Below are 17,152 nucleotides of genomic sequence, written 5' to 3'. Positions count from 1 at the left end.
AGCCGGCGGAGGTACCGTCGGATCGTGACTGCCGACACCGACGCGGCGGCGTTGGACGACCTGTTCACCCGCCTCCTGCACACCGAGGACGACGCGCTGCGTGCGGCCCGCGACACCGCGACCAACGCGGGAATGCCGCCGATCGAGGTGTCGGCTCAGCACGCCAAGCTGTTGTCGCTGTTGGTGCGGATGGCCGGGGCACGCCGGGTTCTCGAGATCGGCACACTCGCCGGATACAGCACCATTGCGCTCGCCCGGGCCGTCGGGGCCGACGGTGCGGTGGTGTCACTCGAATACGATCCCGCCCACGCCGAGTTGGCCCGCGCCAACCTCGACCGGGCCGGTGTCGCCGACCGGGTGGAGGTCCTGGTCGGCGCCGCGCTGGACACGCTGCCGCAGCTGCAGGGCCGTGGCGAGCTGTTCGACCTGGTGTTCGTCGACGCCGACAAGGAGAACAACATCGCCTACGTCGAATGGGCGATCACGCTGGGCCGCCCCGGCACCGTGATCGTCGTCGACAACATCGCGCGGCACGGCCGGGTGCTCGACCCGGCGCCGTCGGACGCGCAGGCGCACGCCGTGCGGGACATGATCGAGATGATGGGCGCGCACCCCCGATTGGACACCGCCGCCATCCAGACCGTCGGCACCAAGGGTTGGGACGGTTTCGCGGTGGCGCTGGTCGACTAGCGGGCCGCCGACTCCCAGACCGCAGCGGCCGCCGCGGCGCGCAGCGCCTCGACGATCACCTCCTCGCGCAAGGTGAACCGATCCGTTGGCGCGGGCACCGAGACCGCCACGACGTGCCCGCCCGGTAGGCGGCCCGCGATCCCGGCCGCTGAGATGCCGGCGGTGTGTTCGTCGCGATCGAAGGCCAGGCCGCCGGCACGGACCGGCGAGATCTGGTCCCGCAGTGTTCGGGCCATGTCAGGGGACTGGCGTGAAAGCACCGCGTCGAGTTCGGCGTCGTCCAGCGCCGCCAGCGCGGCCTTCCCGTTGGCGGTGCCGAGCAACGGAAACCGGCCGCCGATCGCCGACACGGCCCGTAGGCGGTGCGTCGACTCGATCTGATCGACGAACCACATCTGGTCCCCCCGAAGCACCGAGACGTCCACCGTCTCGCCCGTGGCGTCGGCCACGGCCTCGATCACCGGGCGCACCGCCGCTGCCAGGTGGGCGCCGTCTGCGCTGGACAGACCCAGCAGCCGATCGCCGAGGCGGTAGCGGCCGGCGCTGTCGACGGCCGCGAAACCGACGTCCACCAGGCCGACCAGCAGCCTGCGCGCCGTCGACTTCGCCAAACCGAGCTGGGCGCCGATGTCGACCAACCTCAGCTGACCCGGCGCCGTCGCGATCTCGTCCAACGCCGACGCGGCCCGGCTGAGTACCTGCAGACCGTCGCGGGACTCCGGATCGACCTGCCGATTCTCTTCCGCCGTCGCCATGAACCCACTATATTGATCCGCTGAACGGACCTTCAAGGTCCACTATCCGGATCGGAGCGCAGCGCTATGAGCGAACTCCCTGCTGGACGCCACTTCTTCCGCGATGACGTGGGCTACGAAGAGGCCCGAGCAGCCACCGTGTGGAATGCGCGCACGCCGCAGCGCTATCCGGACGTCGTGGTGCAGGCCACCGAGACCGCCGACGTGGTCGCCACGGTCCGGTACGCGCAGCGGCACGGCCTGAAGATCGGTGTCCGTTCAGGCGGGCACAGCTGGGCCGGCAACCACGTCCGTGACGGCGGGGTGCTCCTCGACGTCAGCCGCCTCGACGGCTGCGCGATCGACGCGTCCTCCCGAACCGCTGTGGTCGGCCCGGGCATGGGCGGCAGTGTGCTGGCCGGACGGCTGGCGGCGCAGGACCTGTTCTTCCCCGCGGGCCATTGCCAAGGCGTCTGCATCGGCGGCTACCTCCTGCAGGGCGGATACGGCTGGAACAGCCGCGTGCTCGGGCCGGCCTGCGAAAGCGTGCTGGGTCTCGATGTGGTCACCGCCGACGGGCAGTGCCTGCACATCGACCGGGACAACCACGCCGACCTGTACTGGGCGGCGCGCGGTGCCGGCCCCGGCTTCTTCGCAGTGGTCACCGCTTTTCATCTCAAGCTCTATCCGCGGCCGCCCGTCTGCGGCAGCAGTCTCTACGTCTATCCGATCGAGCTGGCAGACGAGATCTACCCCTGGGCCCGATCGATCAGCGCCGACGTGGACCGTCGAGTGGAATTGCAGATCGTCGCCTCGCGCGCCGTCCCCGGCGCCGGCCTGGACACGCCGGGCATCGTGATGGCCTCGCCGGTGTTCGCCGACTCCGAAGCCGAAGCGGCCGCGGCGCTCTCGCTGCTGGAAACCTGCCCGGCGCGGGAGCGGGCACTGGTCGCGGTGCCGTATGCCCCCGCCGATCTCGACACCTGGTACGCGGGCGTGATGAGCAACTACCCGAGCGGATACCGCTACGCCACCGACAACATGTGGACCTCGGCGTCGGCGGACGACCTCATGCCGGGGATCGCCCGGATTCTCGAGACCATGCCCCCGCATCCCGCGCATTTCCTGTGGCTGAACTGGGGGCCTTCGCCGCAGCGTGAGGACATGGCCTACAGCCTCGAGGACGACATCTATCTGGCGCTCTACGGTGTGTGGCGCGATGCCGCCGACGACGGCGAGTACGGGGGCTGGGCCCGCACCAACATGGCGCAGATGGAACACCTGCAGACCGGAGTGCAGCTGGCCGACGAGAACCTCGGCGAACGGCCCGCGCCGTTCGTTAGCCCCGAGGCGATGGCCAGACTGGACCGGGTGCGAGCGGACTACGACCCCGACGGCCGATTCCACTCGTGGATGGGCCGGCCCTGATGTCGCAGGTCTATCTGGGCTACCGCGACGGGGACGCCGACACGGACTACGGCGCGTTCTTCGACCCCGAGATGGCGGGGCTTCCCGACCACGTTGTCACAGCTCTGCAGCACGGCCCGCAGGCCGACCAGGTGTTGCTCGAATTCGACCGGGCCGCAATGCTTCTCGACGAGGGCTACCAAGCGACCGAGACGGGGTACGGCTGGCTGCGCGCGGGGGGCTTCCAGGTGTCGGTGCGCACCGACATGCCCGGAGTGACTCCCCAGATGTGGCAGTGGTGGTTTGGCTGGCACGGCAGCCAGACGAGACGCTACAAGCTGTGGCATCCGCGCGCGCACGCGTCGGCGCGCTGGGCCGACGGCGGTGGCGACGGTTCCTACGTCGGCCGCACGTCGCTGATCGAGGAGTACCTCGGCTCTGCTTACGCGAAGGCCGCCATCCGGTTCCTCGAGCCCGCTGAGCTCGGGCTGGCCCCGGCGCCCGACGAGATCGCCGTCTGCGCACGTCTGGGCTCGTCGCAGGCGCCGGTCGACATCGGATGGTTCGTCCACCACGTGCGCCCGACTCCGGACGGCGCGGAGATGCGCTCACGCTTCTGGATCGGCGGACCGTGGATCACGGTCCGCGGGGTGGCCGGGACGGCGGACCGCCTGATCCGCCCGATCGCCGCGCGACAGCTGCCGGACCCGCGCGACCTGATGGTGCACTGCGCTCAGGAGATGAACCACCTGGCCGGCTTCCTTCCGGAACTTCACCGACGGTTCAGCTGAGCCCTGCTGGGCTACCCCTGCGCTCAGGAGATGAACCACCTGGCCGGCTTCCTTCCGGAACTTCACCGACGGTTCAGCTGAGCCCTGCTGGGCTACCCCTGCGCCGTGTGGACAGTGAGCAGACGGATTGCAGCGCCGGCCGAGGACGTCTGGCGCCTCCTCGTCGACCCCGAGGTGTGGCCGCGCTGGGGCCCCACGGTGGTGGCCGCCGAGATCGACGGCGGCTTCCTGCGTCACGGGGCCACCGGGCGGGTGTGGACGCCGGTGGGTGTCCCGCTGCCGTTCACGATCACCGACTGCGAACCGGGCAGACAATGGTCGTGGCGAGTCGCCGGGGTTCCGGCCACCGGGCACGGCGTGGAACCGGACGGCGCGGGTTGCCGGGCGTGGATGAGCGCGCCGCTGTGGGCCCCGGCCTACCTGCCCGTCCTGCAGATCGCGCTGCGGCGAATCGACGAGATGGCGGTTCAATCCGGCGCTGGGGGGCAATAATCCCGGTACCAGGTCTCACCGAGCAAGGAGAGCAAAGTGATCGGAACCATTCTCGGCGCCATCATCGTCGGCCTGATCGTCGGCGCGCTGGCACGCCTCGTGATGCCGGGTAAGCAGAACATCGGCGTGATCATGACCATCGTGCTCGGCGCCCTGGGCTCGTTCCTGGGCAGCTGGCTGGTGTACTCGCTGGGCTATTCCAACAGCAACGGCGGGTTCGAGATCATCCCGTTCTTGGTCGGCATCATCGTGGCGGTGCTGCTGATCGCCGCGTATCTGGGCATCACCGGCCGCAAGAACGCCAATCCGAAGGTGTGAGCCGCAGGGCTACGGCGTTGAACTTCGGCGCGACGCTGCGAGCGCTCGACCCAGAAGGTGTGAGCCTGGGCGCGAAGGCGTGAGCCTCAGCGCGACGCGGCAGCCATGCGTGCCGCCAGCGCCACATAGCTGACGGCGAAGGTGCGACGTAGCCACGTCACCACCCGGGGTCGACGGGTCACCTGGTCGCGCACCGCCGCCGCGAACACTCCGTAGCAGGCGAACACGACGAGCGTCACCGCCATGAACACCGCACTGAGTCGGAGCATCTGGGTCACCGCCGAGCCCTCGTCCGGTGCCACGAACTGCGGAAGAAACGCGAAGAAGAACAGCGTCAACTTCGGGTTGAGCAGGTTCACCGCCACCGCGGTGCCGACGATGCGCCACGTGCCCGGCGGCGCCGCAGGCTGGTTGACGGGCACGAACTCGGAGTCGTCGCGCCACATCGACCACGCCAGGTAGAGCAGGAATGCGATGCCGAGATACTTGAGCGTCTGAAACGCGACCGCGCTGCTGTGCAGCACAGCCGCCAGACCGGTGACCGCGGCCAGCATGTGCGGCACGATGCCCAGCGTGCAGCCGAGCGCGGCGACGGCCGCGGCCCGGCTGCCGTGGGCGAGGCCGGTGGCCACCGTGTACAGCGCGCCCGTACCCGGTGTGGCGACCACGACCAGCGTGGTGAGCAGGAACGCGACAGTCATCTAGCTGCAGACAGCACCGACGGCCGCGGAGCCGACCAGTTTCGTGTACTTGGCCAGCACACCGCTGGTGTATCGCGGCGGCAGCGGCTCGAAACCCGCTTTGCGGGCATCGAATTCGTCTTTGTCGACCAGAACGTCGAGTGTGCCCTTGCCGACGTCGAGCCGGATGCGGTCGCCGTCGCGCAGGAACGCGATCGGGCCGCCGTCCACGGCCTCGGGTGCGACGTGTCCGACGCAGAGACCGGTGGTGCCGCCGGAGAATCGGCCGTCGGTCATCAGCAGCACGTCCTTGCCCAGCCCGGCCCCCTTGATCGCGCCGGTGATCGCGAGCATCTCGCGCATACCGGGGCCGCCCTTGGGCCCCTCGTAGCGGATCACCACGACGTCGCCGGCCGTGATCGTGCCGTCCTCGAGCGCATCGAGGGCGGCTCGTTCACGCTCTAAAACCCGCGCTGTGCCCTCGAACACGTCGGAGTCGAAGCCGGCGGACTTGACCACCGCACCTTCAGGCGCCAGCGAACCGTGCAGGATCGTGATACCGCCGGTGGGATGGATGGGCCTCGACAGCGCGCGCAACACCTTGCCGTCGGGGTCGGGTGGCGCGATGTGAGAAAGGTTGTCGGCCATCGTCTTTCCGGTCACCGTCAGTACGTCGCCGTGCAGCAGGCCGGCGTCGAGCAGCGCCTTCATCACCACCGGAACGCCGCCGATGCGGTCGACGTCGTTCATCACGTAGGCGCCGAACGGTTTCACGTCGGCCAGGTGGGGCACCTTCGCCCCGATTCGCGTGAAGTCCTCCAGCGTCAGCTTCACGTTGGCCTCGTAGGCGATGGCCAGCAGGTGCAGCACCGCGTTGGTGGAGCCGCCGAACGCCATCACGACCGCGATGGCGTTCTCGAACGCTTCTTTGGTCAGGATGTCGCGGGCGGTGATGCCGCGGCGCAGCAGTTCGACGACGGCCATCCCGCTCTTGCGGGCGTACCCGTCGCGACGACGGTCGGTGGCCGGCGGCGCGGCGCTGCCGGGCAGCGACATGCCCAGGGCCTCGGCCGCACTGGCCATGGTGTTGGCGGTGTACATGCCGCCACAGGCGCCCTCGCCCGGGCAGATGGCCCGTTCGATGGCGTCGACATCCTCGCGGGACATCAGGCCGCGGGCGCATGCCCCGACCGCCTCGAACGCGTCGATGATCGTGACGTCCTTCTCGGTGCCGTCGCTCAGCTTCGCCCGCCCCGGCAGGATCGATCCGGCGTAGAGGAAGACACTGGCCAGATCGAGGCGCGCGGCAGCCATGAGCATGCCGGGAAGCGACTTGTCGCAGCCGGCCAGCAACACCGAGCCGTCGAGGCGTTCGGCCTGCATGACGGTCTCGACGCTGTCGGCGATGATCTCGCGCGAGACCAGCGAGAAGTGCATGCCCTCGTGGCCCATCGAGATGCCGTCGGAGACCGAGATGGTGCCGAACTCCATCGGGAAGCCGCCGGCTTCGAAGACCCCGTCCTTGACCGCCTTGGCGAGCCGGTCCAGCGAGAGGTTGCACGGGGTGATCTCGTTCCACGAGGACGCCACACCGATCTGCGGTTTGGCGAAGTCGTCGTCGCCCATGCCGACCGCTCGCAACATGCCGCGCGCGGCGGCGCGTTCGAGCCCGTCGGTGACGTCGCGGCTACGGGGCTTGATGTCTGGCTGCGTACCGGGATCTGAGGGCATTCGTCGATTATGCGCCCGGGTGTTTGGCCCGGACAAACCGCTGGAGGTACCCCCTCGGGGTACCTGTACCCTGTCCGGTATGCGTTCCCTGACCAGTCGCTTCGTCGCCGGGTTGGCCGCGCTCGGGCTGGCATTGTTGTTGACCGCGTGTGGCAGCGACACGGCGGACGCCGGGCATTCAAGCCATCCCACCACGGACGAACCGGTCATCACCGGCGAGCCCGCGGGATACAACGCCGCCGATGTCGCCTTCGCCACGAACATGGTCCCGCACCACAAGCAGGCGGTCGACCTCGCCGCGATGGTTCCCGAGCGCAGTGCCAACAACGAGTTGGGCCGGCTCGCGAGCGAGATCACCGCCACGCAGGTGCCGGAGATCAACATCCTCAACGTGTTCCTGGTCCAGTGGAACGAGAACCCCGAAATCGGCAGTGGCGAGAACGACGGTGAGCACGCCGCGCACGCCGAGCACGCCATGAAAGGCATGGTCGACCAGGCCACGATGACGCGGTTGGAGTCGCTGGAGGGCCCCGAGTTCGACAGACTGTGGCTGGAGTCGATGATCAGCCATCACCAGGGCGCGGTGGAGATGGCCAAGGCGGAGGTCGCCGACGGCAAGAACGTCGACGCCATCGCGATGGCCGAGATGATGATCACCACCCAGGAGGCGGAGATCGCCCAGATGCAGCAGATGCTGGAGGAGATTCGGCCGTGAGCGACCAACCAATCGTGAGTGATGACCAACCGGTGAACCGCGATCGGGTCACCGACCAGTCCGACGCCGGAGGACACGGCTACTCGGCGCACAAGGAGAACTACGCCAAGCGGCTGCGCCGCATCGAGGGCCAGGTGCGCGGCATCGCCCGGATGATCGACGAGGACAAGTACTGCATCGACGTGCTCACTCAGATCAGTGCGGTGAACAGTGCTCTGCAGTCGGTCGCGCTCGGTCTGCTCGATGAGCACCTGGGCCACTGTGTGTCCCACGCCGTGGCGAGTGGCGGTTCCGAGGCGGACGCGAAGCTCGCCGAAGCGTCAGCGGCCATCGCCCGACTGGTGCGCTCCTGAATCGCGGGGCTGGTCAAAGCCAGCATTGCGATTCTGAAACCTAGCTCCGCGGATCAGGCGGATCGGGGTCACCGCGCAGTAGTTCGTCGGGGTGGTGCGCGTGGTTGATCCGCGCGGGTGTGGTGCCGTCGGACCAGGCCAGGCGGCCCTCGGCGGTGACGTGGGTCGTGAGATGACCCTTGGTGACCTCGGCGTGGTCGGGTCCGCAGGCGAAAAACAGCGCGTCGGCGTCGGTGCGTCCGTCAGGATTCCAGTCCGGGCTGTGGTGGACCTCGCAGTGATAGCCGGGTTGCAGGCAGTCGGGCCGGGTGCAGCCGCCGTCGCGCGCGTAGCAGATGATGCGCTGATCGGTAGTCGCGATCCGGGCTTCGCGACCCAGGTAAAGCGGGCGCCCGGTGTGGTCGTCGAAGACCGCCAGGTAGTGGATGGCGTCGACAGCCATGCGGATGACGTCGCGCATGGGTAGCGCGCTACCACCGCCGGTGCGGGCCGGTGGGGGCATGGGCACCGCGGGGTCCGTCACGGCGTGGGCGGCCTGATTGAGCTCGGCCAGCGTGGTGCGCACGATCACGGTGACCGGATGTCCGCGGTGCGAACCCATCTGCCCGGACGCCATGCCGGCCTTGAGGCCGAGTTTGACCCCGTCGTGGCGGCGCTGAGACATGCTGCGGTCATCGGGCGTCTCTTCGATCGAGCCGTCGGTCAGGTGCCGGCCCGGCCGGACCGCTGCGGTGACGGCTTCGAGGTAGGCCCGCGTCTCCGGGTCGATCCAGCCGGACAGCTTCGACATGCCGTCGGGCTGCTGCGGGCCCAGGGCCAGGCCGCGTCTGCGCGCTCGGTCGGATTCGTCGAAGTGTCCGTCGGGATTGAACAGGTCATCGAGATGCGTGCCGAGTTCCTTGACGAACGCGGCGTCGTGCTTGCTGGCTGCGCGGGCGAGCCTGGCTTCGATTTCAGCACGCTCGTCGGAGGAGGTGGAGGACGCCAGCTTCTTCATGGTTTCGCTGATGACGGCCAGGTGATCGTCGCCGATCGCCCCGGCTTCCACCGCCTTTGCGGTCGCGGGTAGCAGCGGTGGTAGCGGAGGGCCGGTGATCTGGCGGCGGGGCCGAATCTTCTCTGCCACCTTGATGTGGCGCTTGATCTCGAGATCGGAGATGCGCAACCGCGCGGCCAGCCGCTTGACCAGATCCGGCATCGGGGCGGTCTCGTCGGGCGGATCGGCGAGTTCGCCGACCAAGCGGTACATCAGCCCCCGGTTGGTGCGGTGCTGCGTTTCCAGGCGCTCGGCCACCTGCGCGCGAAACCTGCTGCCGACGTCATCGGTGGACAACGCGCGCATCTCGGCGTGGGCGGCGTCGACCGCGTCGAGCAGCGCCATGAACCGCTGCCGTGCCGCCTCGGCGGTGACGAACTCACCCATGACCCGACGGTATCGAACATATGTACGAAACTTGGCTGCTGTCTCTGTGAACGGCTCGATCTGTGGATGAATCCGCGATTGGGGATAACTCGGCGTGGGCTCAGCGCGTTGGGTGTGTGGCTCCCCGCGACTCAGCGTGGGTCAGCCCGCTACTCGGTGTGGCACCGCCCATAACCCGGCATGACTAAGCCCATACTCCGCGTGGCTCAGCCCATTGACCCGGCGTTGCTCAGCCCTGAACTCCGCGTGACTCAGCCCAGTGCGTCCTCGATGCGCTGCACCTTCGCGGTGAGCTGACCGGTGAAGCCGGGGCGGATGTCGGCCTTGAGCACGAGGCTGACCCGTGGTGAGACCGCGGAGACCGCGTCGACGGCCTGCTTGACCACCGCCATCACCTCGTCCCACTCGCCTTCGATGTTGGTGAACATCGCATTGGTCTCGTTGGGCAGCCCGGAGGCGCGCACGACCCGTACCGCTTCGGCGACCGCTGCGCTGACACCGCCGCTCTCGTCGCCACCGGACGGGCTGATGCTGAACGCGACGATCATGAGACGAGCGTAATTCGCGCCCGCCTGAGTAACGCCTGGGAGCCCGGTGGCGATGAAAAGTGCAGTTCAACGCCCTTCTGGTCGAGAGCGCGTCTCGCGCTGTGCCACACTGGGGTGAATTGCGAATTGGAGGTACACGCATGCGGCTGCGCAATCGAAGCCGACTGCTCGCCACGATGACCGCCGCGGTCGTGCTCGCGGGTCTGGCGCTGACAGCGCCCTCGGCGCTGGCACAACCGGCGCCGCCCCCACCGCCGCCCGCCCCGGCGCCGCCTCCGCCGGCGCCCTTCGTCCTGCCTAATCCGTTCGCGCCGCCGCCGGCGGCTGCCAGCCCGATGGCCGCCGCGCAGCCCTCGACGATTCCGCCGGGCACCCCGGCCGGGCAGAACCCCACCCCCTACGTCGGCGAGCCGGTGTTCCTGCCGCCGTCGTTCAACCCGGTCAACGGCTCGATCGTCGGCGCCGCGAAGCCGATCTACATCAACTTCCAGCGGCCCATCGCCGACCGCCAGATGGCCGAGGACGCGATCCACATCTCGTCCGTCCCGCCGGTGCCCGGCAGGTTCTACTGGACCAGCGACACCCAGGTGCGCTGGCGTCCGCAGGACTTCTGGCCGGCCGGCACCGTCGTCAACATCGACGCGGGCGGCACCAAGTCGAGTTTCAGCGTCCCCGAGCAACTGGTCGCCACCATCGACAACGACACCAAGCAGATGGAGGTCATGCGTGACGGCGAGCTCGTCAAGACCTTCCCGGTCTCGATGGGCAAGTCCGGTTACGAGACCAAGAACGGCACCTACTACGTGCTGGAGAAGTTCGACGAGATCGTGATGGACTCCTCGACCTACGGTGTGCCCGTCGACGACCCGTCGGGCGAGGGCTACAAGCTCGACGTCGAGTACGCGGTGCGGATCGACAACAGCGGCATCTTCGTGCACAGCGCGCCGTGGTCGGTCGGCTCGCAGGGTGAGAGCAATGTCAGCCACGGCTGCATCAATCTCAGCCCCGCGAACGCGAAGTGGTTCTACGAGAACTTCGGCAGTGGTGACGCGGTCGTCATCAAGAACACCGACGGCGGGTGGTACACCCAGCCCGATGGTGGCTCCGACTGGCAGATGTTCTGACCGCCTGATCCTTTTGCGGCGCGGTGCGCCCGCCGCGTGCCACCATGGGGCACAGGCCGACGGCGTCCGGCCGCCGGTGCTGGATCCGAGGGTGGGCCGATGCCCGGCGATGGCAGGACGGTGGCGCGCACGATCACGGTGATCGTGCTGGTTCTGCTGGCCACCGTCGCCTTGGGCGGCTATCTGCCCGGCGCCGCGCAGCCGGATGAGACCCAGGAGGCCACCGAGGGTTCGGGCAGCCTGATCGCCGTCGTCGCCATGTTGGTGGTGTCGATGGCCGTCATCGCGCTGTCCCTGCTCAAACGGCCCCCACCCCGGCGGGCCGCACCCGCCCGGACGGAACTGCCGAACGACGGCCGCGGATACGGGCTGCCCTGGCGCCCGCTCCTGCTTGCCGCGGCGGCACTGCTGATCTGGCTGACGGTGCTCTACCTGCTTCTGCGCTGGGCAGCGCCGCCGGTCGACCCACCGCCGCCTGCGCCCGGAGCAGACCCGGCGTTGTCGACCGACGCCGCGCCGCCGACCGACACCGCTGCGCCCGAGCGCCGCGACCCCGCCCCCGACGGCGGCAGCGGCATGTTCGCGATTCTGGCGGTGACGACGCTGGTGCTGGTGGTGCTCACGGTTGTCGCCGCGATCCGTGGCCGCCGCAGGCCAGCCACCGTCACCGCCTCCTCGGCGCCCGAACCCGAGCCATCGGCGCCGACCGCCGATCCGGATCTGGCCCGGGCCGCCGAATTGGGGCTGGCCGAGATCGGTGACCTGAGCCGTGACCCCAGGCAGGCCATCATCGCCTGCTATGCGGCGATGGAACGCGAACTGGGGAAGTCGCCGGGGGCGTCCCCGCAGGACTCCGACACGCCGACTGAGGTGCTGGCGCGGGCGATCGATACGCAGGTGTTGCGCTCGGGCAGCGCCGGTGAACTGGTGGACCTCTTCGAGGAGGCCCGGTTCAGCGCACACATCATGGACGAGGGGCACCGGGCCGAGGCCGTGCGTGCCCTCCAACTCGTGCAACGCGAGCTGGCCGGTGCGCCGTGACGAAACTCGTTGTCGGAGCAGTGGCTCTGGTGGTGGCCGTGCAAGCCCTGGCGTTCACCCAGCTCGAGCGTGAACTCGTGCTGACGGTGACGGGGGCCGCCCTGGTCGTGGCTCTGCTGGCGTTGCGCCGGCGTCTCGTGCCCGACCGTGACCCCGAGGAGCAGGATCTCGGCGACGAGGCCGAGGCGGCGCTTCGCCGGTGGCGGGGCCGCACCGAAACGTTGATCTCGTGGGCGGAGTCGTCGCGCGCAGACTGGGACCGACGTCTGCGTCCGATGCTGGCCAGGCAGTTCGAACTCGCGGGTGGGCATCGGAAAGTCAAGGACCCCAATGTGTATCAACTGACCGGACGCATGGTGTTCGGCGACGAGTTGTGGCAGTGGGTGGACCCGCAGAACATCTCTCGCACCGGCGGGCGGGAACCGGGGCCCGGTCGTGAGGTCCTCCACGACATACTCGTGCGGTTGGCGAAGCTGTGACGCGCAGTTCCGGTCCGGCGGCCACGACCGCCCAGTGTGAAGCCGTTCTCGACGAGATCGGCCGTGCCGTCGTCGGCAAGCGCCGGGCGCTGAGCCTGATCCTCACCACGATGCTGGCCCGCGGCCACATGCTGATCGAGGACCTGCCCGGGCTGGGAAAGACTTTGATCGCCAAGTCTTTCGCGGCTGCCCTCGGCCTGGAGTTCACCCGTGTGCAGTTCACGCCCGACCTGCTTCCTGCAGACCTGCTGGGCTCCACCATCTACGACATGCAGTCGGGCCGCTTCGAATTCCGTCGCGGGCCCGTGTTCACCAACCTCCTCCTGGGCGACGAGATCAACCGGACCCCACCCAAGACGCAGGCGGCGCTGCTGGAGGCGATGGCTGAGCGGCAGGTCAGCATCGACGGTGTGACACATCTTTTGCCGGAACCGTTCCTGGTGCTGGCCACCGACAACCCGATCGAATACGAGGGCACCTATCCGCTGCCCGAGGCGCAACTGGACCGCTTCTCGGTGCGGCTGGAGCTCAAGTACCTCTCGGAACAGGAAGAAGCCACGATGTTGCGGCGGCGTCTGGACCGCGGCTCGGCGCCGCCGTCGGTGCAGCGGGTGGTCGACGTGCACGATCTGCTCGCCATGCAGGAATCCGTCGAGCAGGTGTCGGTGCACGACGACGTCCTGCAGTACGTGGTCGCACTGGCGGCCGCGAGCCGATCCCATCCACAGGTCGCCGTCGGCGCCAGCCCGCGTGCCGAACTCGATCTGGTGCAGCTGGCCCGCGCCCACGCGTTGCTCCAGGGACGCGACTACGTCATCCCCGAGGACGTCAAGGCCCTGGCAGTCCCCACCATGGCGCACCGGATCAGCCTGCGCCCCGAGATGTGGGTCCGGCGCGTGCAGGGCACCGATGTCGTCGAAGACCTGCTGTGTCGCACACCGGTACCCCGCGCCGACCGATGACTGAGGTCGAACTACGTTGGCGTGCCTCATCATTGACGCTCGCCATCGCGACGTGCGCGGCCGCCGCACTGGGCGGCGCTGTGCTCACCGGCCGCGCGGACCTCGTGGTGTTCGCCGCACCCCTGCTCGGCGTGTTGTGTTCGATCGGGTGGCAGCGTCGTCCACCGACGGTGACGGTGCAGGCGCAACCGCCACTGCACCGGTGTTTCGAAGACGAGGCGGTGCGCGTGACCGTCACCGCCGCCACGGATGACGGCGCGCCCGTCGCGCTGACGTGCTCCGCCCCGGCAGGAATGCACCTGGAGACGGTGGCACCCGGGGTCGTCGACGCGCGTGCCCCACGATGGGGCCGCTACCAGATCCGCGCCGCCGTACGGGTGCCCGGCCGCGGTGGACTGCTGGAGGGCGTCGGCGCCGCCGATGCCGCCGAGGTGTGCGTATTCCCCGTGGCGCCGCCGCAATCCACCGCTGTTCCGCGCACCGAACTGCTCGACAGGTTGGGCACCCACCTCACCCGCCACCATGGCCCCGGTGTCGAGTACGCCGACATCCGTCCCTACGTCCCCGGCGATCTCCTGCGCTCGGTCAACTGGCCGGTCAGCGCACGTCGCGGCGCCCTGCACGTCACCGAGCGGTTGACCGATCGCGCGGCTGACGTGGTCGTGCTCTTCGACACCTATCCGCAGCCGCCCGGCCCGGCGACCGAGGCGATGGAACGCACCGCGCGCGGGGCGGCGCAGGTGGTGCAGAGCGCACTGCGGTACGGGGACCGGGCAGGCCTGGTTGCTCTGGGGCAGCGCCGAACCCGCTGGCTGGGAGCCGATATCGGACAGCGTCAGTTCTACCGGATCCTCGACACCATGCTCGGTGCCGGTGACACCTACGAAACCGCTTCCGGAACGCTCACGCCCCGGGCCGCCGTCCCCACCGGGGCGATCATCATCGCGTTCTCGACCCTGCTGGACACCGAGTTCGCGCTCGCGTTGATCGATCTGCGCAAGCGCGGGCACACCGTGGTGGCAGTGGATGTGCTGGAAGGCAGCCCGATTCAGGGGGAGCGGGATCCGCTGGTGGACCGGATGTGGACGATGCAACGCTCGTTCATGTACCGCGACATGGCCACGGTGGGAGTCGACATCATCGGTTGGCCCGCCGGCACCACCCTGGATCAGGCGATGACGCTGGTGCCGGATCGGAGGCGCCGGTGACCACCGCCGCAAGCAGAGTGCTGCCGTTGGTGTTCGGCGTGTTGATGGTCGGCGCCGCGGCGTACCGCGCCGACGGATCCGCCGTGTTCGTCGCGGCGGCGGCCGTGGTCGCGGTCGCCTGGTCGGTCTGGTGGCGGCCGGCGAGCAGCGTCGCGGTGCTGTTGACGGTGCTGACGATCGCGCTGGCCGGGCCGGCAGAGATGTTCACCGCACTGGCCGGTCTGTCCGCCGTCGCGTATCTGGTGCTGCGCCACACCAACCCGACGGCACCGACGATGGCGTCGGCGGTCGGATTCACCGCGGCCGGCACCGTGGCGGTCGCCGTGCCCGCCACGCTGCCATGGCTTCCGATGGCGGCGCCGCTGGCGGTGCTCGTCGGGTACCTGGTGGCGGTGCGGCCGTATCTGGCCGCACGCCACTAGTTCCAGATGTGCACGCGCTGATCCGGAGCCAGGTAGAGCTCGTCGGAGTCGCTGACGTCGAACGCCTCATAGAACGCGTCCATGTTGCGGACGACGCCGTTGCACCGGAACTCCGGCGGCGAGTGCGGATCCACTGCCAGTCGGCGGATCGCCTCGGCCTCTCGGGATTTGGTGCGCCACACCTGCGCCCACCCGAAGAACACGCGCTGCTCGCCGGTCAATCCGTCGATCACCGGCGCCGGACGGCCCTGCAGCGACAGCTTGTAGGCCAGCAGAGCGATGGACAATCCGCCGAGGTCGCCGATGTTCTCGCCGACGGTGAACGCGCCGTTGACGTGGTGCGACTCGGCAAGGCCGCGCGGCACGAACTTCTCGAACTGCTCGATCAGCGCCTTGGTGCGGACCCCGAACTCGGCGCGATCGTCGTCGGTCCACCAGTCCACCAGGTTGCCGTCACCGTCGTACTTGGCGCCCTGATCGTCGAAGCCGTGCCCGATCTCGTGCCCGATGACCGCCCCGATGCCGCCATAGTTGGCCGCGTCGTCGGCGTCGGCGTCGAAGAACGGCGGCTGCAGAATCGCCGCCGGGAAGACGATTTCGTTCATGCCCGGGTTGTAGTACGCGTTGACGGTCTGCGGCGTCATGAACCACTCGTCGCGGTCCACCGGCCCGCCGAGCTTGGCCAGCTCGCGGGCGTACTCGACGGCGTAACCGCGCCGGTAGTTCCCGTACAGGTCGTCGCGGGCGATCACGAGCGCCGAATAGTCCCGCCACTTTTCGGGATAGCCGATCTTGGCGGTGAACTTGTCGAGCTTGACCAGAGCCTTCTCCCGGGTCTGCGGGGTCATCCAGTCCAACTCGTTGATGCTCACCCGGTAGGCCTCTCGCAGGTTGGCCACCAGTTCGTCCATCCGCGCCTTCGCGGCCGGCGGGAAGTGCCGCTCGACATACATCCGGCCCAGTGCGTCACCCATCAGGTTCTCCACCACCGACACCCCGCGCTTCCACCGCTCGCGGATCTGCTCGGTCCCGGACAGCAGCCGGCCGTAGAACGCAAAGTCCTCGGCCACCAGCTCATCCGGCAGCAGGAAGGCCCGCGCGTGGATCAGGCGCCAGCGCAGCCAGTTCTTCCACGTCTCGAGATCCTCGTCGGCCCACAGCTGCGCGAACGCGGTCAGGTAGTCGGGTTGGCGGACCACCAGCTCGGCGGCCTGCTCGTCGGTGATGCCCAGCCCGGCGAACCAGCCGGTCCAGTCGAAGCCGGGCGCCTGGTCCACCAACTCGGCGAAGGCGCGCAGGTTGTAGGTCAGGTCGGCGTCGCGGCGCTTGACCACATCCCAGTGCGCGGCGGCGATCTTGGTCTCCAGCGCGACGATGCTCGCGGCGGTGCCCGCATGATCGTCGGCTGACCCGCCCAGGGCCAACGCGAACATCGCCGCGATGTGGCCGGGGTAGGCGGCCAGGATCTCGGCGTGCTGCTCGTCGCGGAAATAGGACTCGTCGGGCAGGCCGATGCCGGACTGGCTCAGATGAAGCAGGTAGCGGCTGGAGTTCTTGGAGTCGGTGTCGACGTACATGCCGGTGCCGCCGCCGATGCCGGTGCGCTGCAACGACGCCAGCACCGCGGCCAGCTCGTCGGCGGTGCTGGCCGCGTCGATCGCGGCCAGTTCCTCCAGCAGTGGGGCGAGCCCGCGTTCCCGCACCGTCTGCTCGTCCATGAAGCTGGCGTACAGGTCGCCGATGCGCTGCTCGTCGGTTCCCGACGTCGCCGCCGCTTCGGTTCCCGATGCCGCCGAGGCGGCTCCGGTGATCAGGTCGCGGATCTGCTCCTCGGCGCGGTCGTACAGCGTGCGGAAGGCGCCGTCGGTGGCTCGGTCGGGCGGGATCTGATAGTCGGCCAGCCAGCGACCGTTGACGTGGCCGAAGAGGTCATCCTGCGGTCGGGCCGAGTCATCGACGTAGCGCAGATCGATTCCGGAAACGAGATTCGACTTGTTCGATGTTGCTTCTACCGTCACCCCGACATCCTTCCAG

At 68.9% G+C, this 17,152-nt stretch carries 19 protein-coding genes; 13 read left to right on the top strand and 6 right to left on the bottom strand.

Annotation, left to right across the window (positions count from 1 at the left end):
* Positions 1–24 precede the first annotated feature (24 nt).
* On the top strand, positions 25–690 hold the full coding sequence (locus ACEWX3_RS27260; protein WP_163672613.1) for an O-methyltransferase: 666 nt from the start codon (positions 25–27) through the stop codon (positions 688–690).
* Here ACEWX3_RS27260 and ACEWX3_RS27255 read toward each other — a convergent pair.
* On the bottom strand, positions 687–1,445 hold the full coding sequence (locus tag ACEWX3_RS27255; RefSeq protein ID WP_374158256.1) for an IclR family transcriptional regulator: 759 nt from the start codon (positions 1,443–1,445) through the stop codon (positions 687–689). The genes ACEWX3_RS27260 and ACEWX3_RS27255 overlap by 4 nt on opposite strands.
* A 66-nt stretch (positions 1,446–1,511) precedes the next feature.
* Between ACEWX3_RS27255 and ACEWX3_RS27250 the strand changes: the two genes are divergently transcribed.
* From ACEWX3_RS27250 to ACEWX3_RS27235, 4 genes are all read left to right on the top strand, one after another.
* Entirely contained in the window at positions 1,512–2,852 is a 1,341-nt protein-coding gene (locus tag ACEWX3_RS27250; RefSeq protein ID WP_374158255.1) for an FAD-binding oxidoreductase, read from the top strand.
* Entirely contained in the window at positions 2,849–3,622 is a 774-nt protein-coding gene (locus ACEWX3_RS27245; protein ID WP_374159970.1) for a DAPG hydrolase family protein, read from the top strand. The genes ACEWX3_RS27250 and ACEWX3_RS27245 overlap by 4 nt, the downstream gene beginning before the upstream one ends.
* Positions 3,623–3,727: 105 nt before the next feature.
* Entirely contained in the window at positions 3,728–4,114 is a 387-nt protein-coding gene (locus tag ACEWX3_RS27240; protein WP_374158254.1) for an SRPBCC family protein, read from the top strand.
* 36 nt (positions 4,115–4,150) lie between these two features.
* Positions 4,151–4,432: a GlsB/YeaQ/YmgE family stress response membrane protein gene (locus ACEWX3_RS27235; RefSeq protein WP_152514965.1), complete on the top strand. Its 282-nt coding sequence runs from the start codon at positions 4,151–4,153 to the stop codon at positions 4,430–4,432.
* An 86-nt stretch (positions 4,433–4,518) separates the two neighbouring features.
* Here ACEWX3_RS27235 and ACEWX3_RS27230 read toward each other — a convergent pair whose 3' ends face one another.
* Both ACEWX3_RS27230 and ilvD read right to left on the bottom strand, forming a co-directional pair.
* Positions 4,519–5,133 (bottom strand): LysE family translocator, encoded by a 615-nt coding sequence (locus ACEWX3_RS27230; protein ID WP_374158253.1) that lies wholly within the window; start codon positions 5,131–5,133, stop codon positions 4,519–4,521.
* Positions 5,134–6,843, bottom strand: coding sequence for a dihydroxy-acid dehydratase (gene ilvD, locus ACEWX3_RS27225; RefSeq protein ID WP_374158252.1), 1,710 nt, complete (start codon positions 6,841–6,843; stop codon positions 5,134–5,136). It lies immediately after the preceding gene.
* 79 nt (positions 6,844–6,922) lie between these two features.
* On the opposite strand from ilvD, the gene ACEWX3_RS27220 reads away from it, so the two are divergent.
* Together ACEWX3_RS27220 and ACEWX3_RS27215 are read left to right on the top strand one after the other, a co-directional pair.
* On the top strand, positions 6,923–7,558 hold the full coding sequence (locus ACEWX3_RS27220) for a DUF305 domain-containing protein (RefSeq protein ID WP_374158251.1): 636 nt from the start codon (positions 6,923–6,925) through the stop codon (positions 7,556–7,558).
* A gap of 32 nt (positions 7,559–7,590) precedes the next feature.
* The gene (locus ACEWX3_RS27215) at positions 7,591–7,911 is read left to right on the top strand and encodes a metal-sensitive transcriptional regulator (RefSeq protein ID WP_207069057.1); all 321 of its coding nucleotides are present in this window, start codon (positions 7,591–7,593) and stop codon (positions 7,909–7,911) included.
* 40 nt (positions 7,912–7,951) lie between these two features.
* Here ACEWX3_RS27215 and ACEWX3_RS27210 read toward each other — a convergent pair whose 3' ends face one another.
* Positions 7,952–9,334, bottom strand: a complete 1,383-nt coding sequence (locus ACEWX3_RS27210; protein ID WP_374158250.1) for a 13E12 repeat family protein — start codon at positions 9,332–9,334, stop codon at positions 7,952–7,954.
* 251 nt (positions 9,335–9,585) lie between these two features.
* Positions 9,586–9,882 carry an MTH1187 family thiamine-binding protein gene (locus ACEWX3_RS27205; RefSeq protein WP_374158249.1) on the bottom strand — a complete coding sequence of 99 codons (297 nt, stop codon included), beginning with the start codon at positions 9,880–9,882 and terminating at the stop codon, positions 9,586–9,588.
* A 140-nt stretch (positions 9,883–10,022) separates the two neighbouring features.
* On the opposite strand from ACEWX3_RS27205, the gene ACEWX3_RS27200 reads away from it, so the two are divergent.
* The 6 genes from ACEWX3_RS27200 (at position 10,023) to ACEWX3_RS27175 (ending at position 15,118) form a co-directional block, all read left to right on the top strand.
* Positions 10,023–11,006, top strand: coding sequence for a L,D-transpeptidase family protein (locus ACEWX3_RS27200; protein WP_221350553.1), 984 nt, complete (start codon positions 10,023–10,025; stop codon positions 11,004–11,006).
* A 99-nt stretch (positions 11,007–11,105) separates the two neighbouring features.
* On the top strand, positions 11,106–12,047 hold the full coding sequence (locus ACEWX3_RS27195; RefSeq protein WP_374158248.1) for a DUF4129 domain-containing protein: 942 nt from the start codon (positions 11,106–11,108) through the stop codon (positions 12,045–12,047).
* The gene (locus tag ACEWX3_RS27190) at positions 12,044–12,526 is read left to right on the top strand and encodes a hypothetical protein (RefSeq protein ID WP_374158247.1); all 483 of its coding nucleotides are present in this window, start codon (positions 12,044–12,046) and stop codon (positions 12,524–12,526) included. Before ACEWX3_RS27195 ends, ACEWX3_RS27190 begins: the two co-directional genes overlap by 4 nt.
* On the top strand, positions 12,523–13,488 hold the full coding sequence (locus ACEWX3_RS27185; protein WP_374158246.1) for an AAA family ATPase: 966 nt from the start codon (positions 12,523–12,525) through the stop codon (positions 13,486–13,488). The genes ACEWX3_RS27190 and ACEWX3_RS27185 overlap by 4 nt, the downstream gene beginning before the upstream one ends.
* Positions 13,485–14,696 (top strand): DUF58 domain-containing protein, encoded by a 1,212-nt coding sequence (locus tag ACEWX3_RS27180; RefSeq protein WP_374158245.1) that lies wholly within the window; start codon positions 13,485–13,487, stop codon positions 14,694–14,696. The genes ACEWX3_RS27185 and ACEWX3_RS27180 overlap by 4 nt, the downstream gene beginning before the upstream one ends.
* Positions 14,693–15,118, top strand: coding sequence for a hypothetical protein (locus tag ACEWX3_RS27175; RefSeq protein ID WP_374158244.1), 426 nt, complete (start codon positions 14,693–14,695; stop codon positions 15,116–15,118). The genes ACEWX3_RS27180 and ACEWX3_RS27175 overlap by 4 nt, the downstream gene beginning before the upstream one ends.
* Here ACEWX3_RS27175 and ACEWX3_RS27170 read toward each other — a convergent pair.
* A complete protein-coding gene (locus ACEWX3_RS27170; protein WP_374158243.1) occupies positions 15,115–17,136 on the bottom strand; it encodes a M13 family metallopeptidase in 2,022 nt (673 codons plus the stop codon). The two genes, ACEWX3_RS27175 and ACEWX3_RS27170, sit on opposite strands and share 4 nt — an antisense overlap.
* Positions 17,137–17,152: the final 16 nt, after the last annotated feature.

Origin of the sequence: Mycobacterium sp. G7A2 (assembly GCF_041902445.1) — a bacterium.
In the GTDB taxonomy this organism is placed as follows: domain Bacteria; phylum Actinomycetota; class Actinomycetes; order Mycobacteriales; family Mycobacteriaceae; genus Mycobacterium.
Note: the sequence above shows the minus strand (reverse complement) of the source record. Positions and strands in the feature narration are given on the sequence as shown.

What these genes read in the sequence shown, in the direction of transcription:
- ACEWX3_RS27210 (WP_374158250.1), bottom strand. Translation starts at nt 9,334, where the DNA reads ATGGGTGAGTTCGTCACCGCCGAGGCGGCACGGCAGCGGTTCATGGCG.
- ACEWX3_RS27255 (WP_374158256.1), bottom strand. Translation starts at nt 1,445, where the DNA reads ATGGCGACGGCGGAAGAGAATCGGCAGGTCGATCCGGAGTCCCGCGAC.
- ACEWX3_RS27195 (WP_374158248.1), top strand. Translation starts at nt 11,106, where the DNA reads ATGCCCGGCGATGGCAGGACGGTGGCGCGCACGATCACGGTGATCGTG.
- ilvD (WP_374158252.1), bottom strand. Translation starts at nt 6,843, where the DNA reads ATGCCCTCAGATCCCGGTACGCAGCCAGACATCAAGCCCCGTAGCCGC.
- ACEWX3_RS27250 (WP_374158255.1), top strand. Translation starts at nt 1,512, where the DNA reads ATGAGCGAACTCCCTGCTGGACGCCACTTCTTCCGCGATGACGTGGGC.
- ACEWX3_RS27220 (WP_374158251.1), top strand. Translation starts at nt 6,923, where the DNA reads ATGCGTTCCCTGACCAGTCGCTTCGTCGCCGGGTTGGCCGCGCTCGGG.
- ACEWX3_RS27200 (WP_221350553.1), top strand. Translation starts at nt 10,023, where the DNA reads ATGCGGCTGCGCAATCGAAGCCGACTGCTCGCCACGATGACCGCCGCG.
- ACEWX3_RS27180 (WP_374158245.1), top strand. Translation starts at nt 13,485, where the DNA reads ATGACTGAGGTCGAACTACGTTGGCGTGCCTCATCATTGACGCTCGCC.
- ACEWX3_RS27230 (WP_374158253.1), bottom strand. Translation starts at nt 5,133, where the DNA reads ATGACTGTCGCGTTCCTGCTCACCACGCTGGTCGTGGTCGCCACACCG.
- ACEWX3_RS27205 (WP_374158249.1), bottom strand. Translation starts at nt 9,882, where the DNA reads ATGATCGTCGCGTTCAGCATCAGCCCGTCCGGTGGCGACGAGAGCGGC.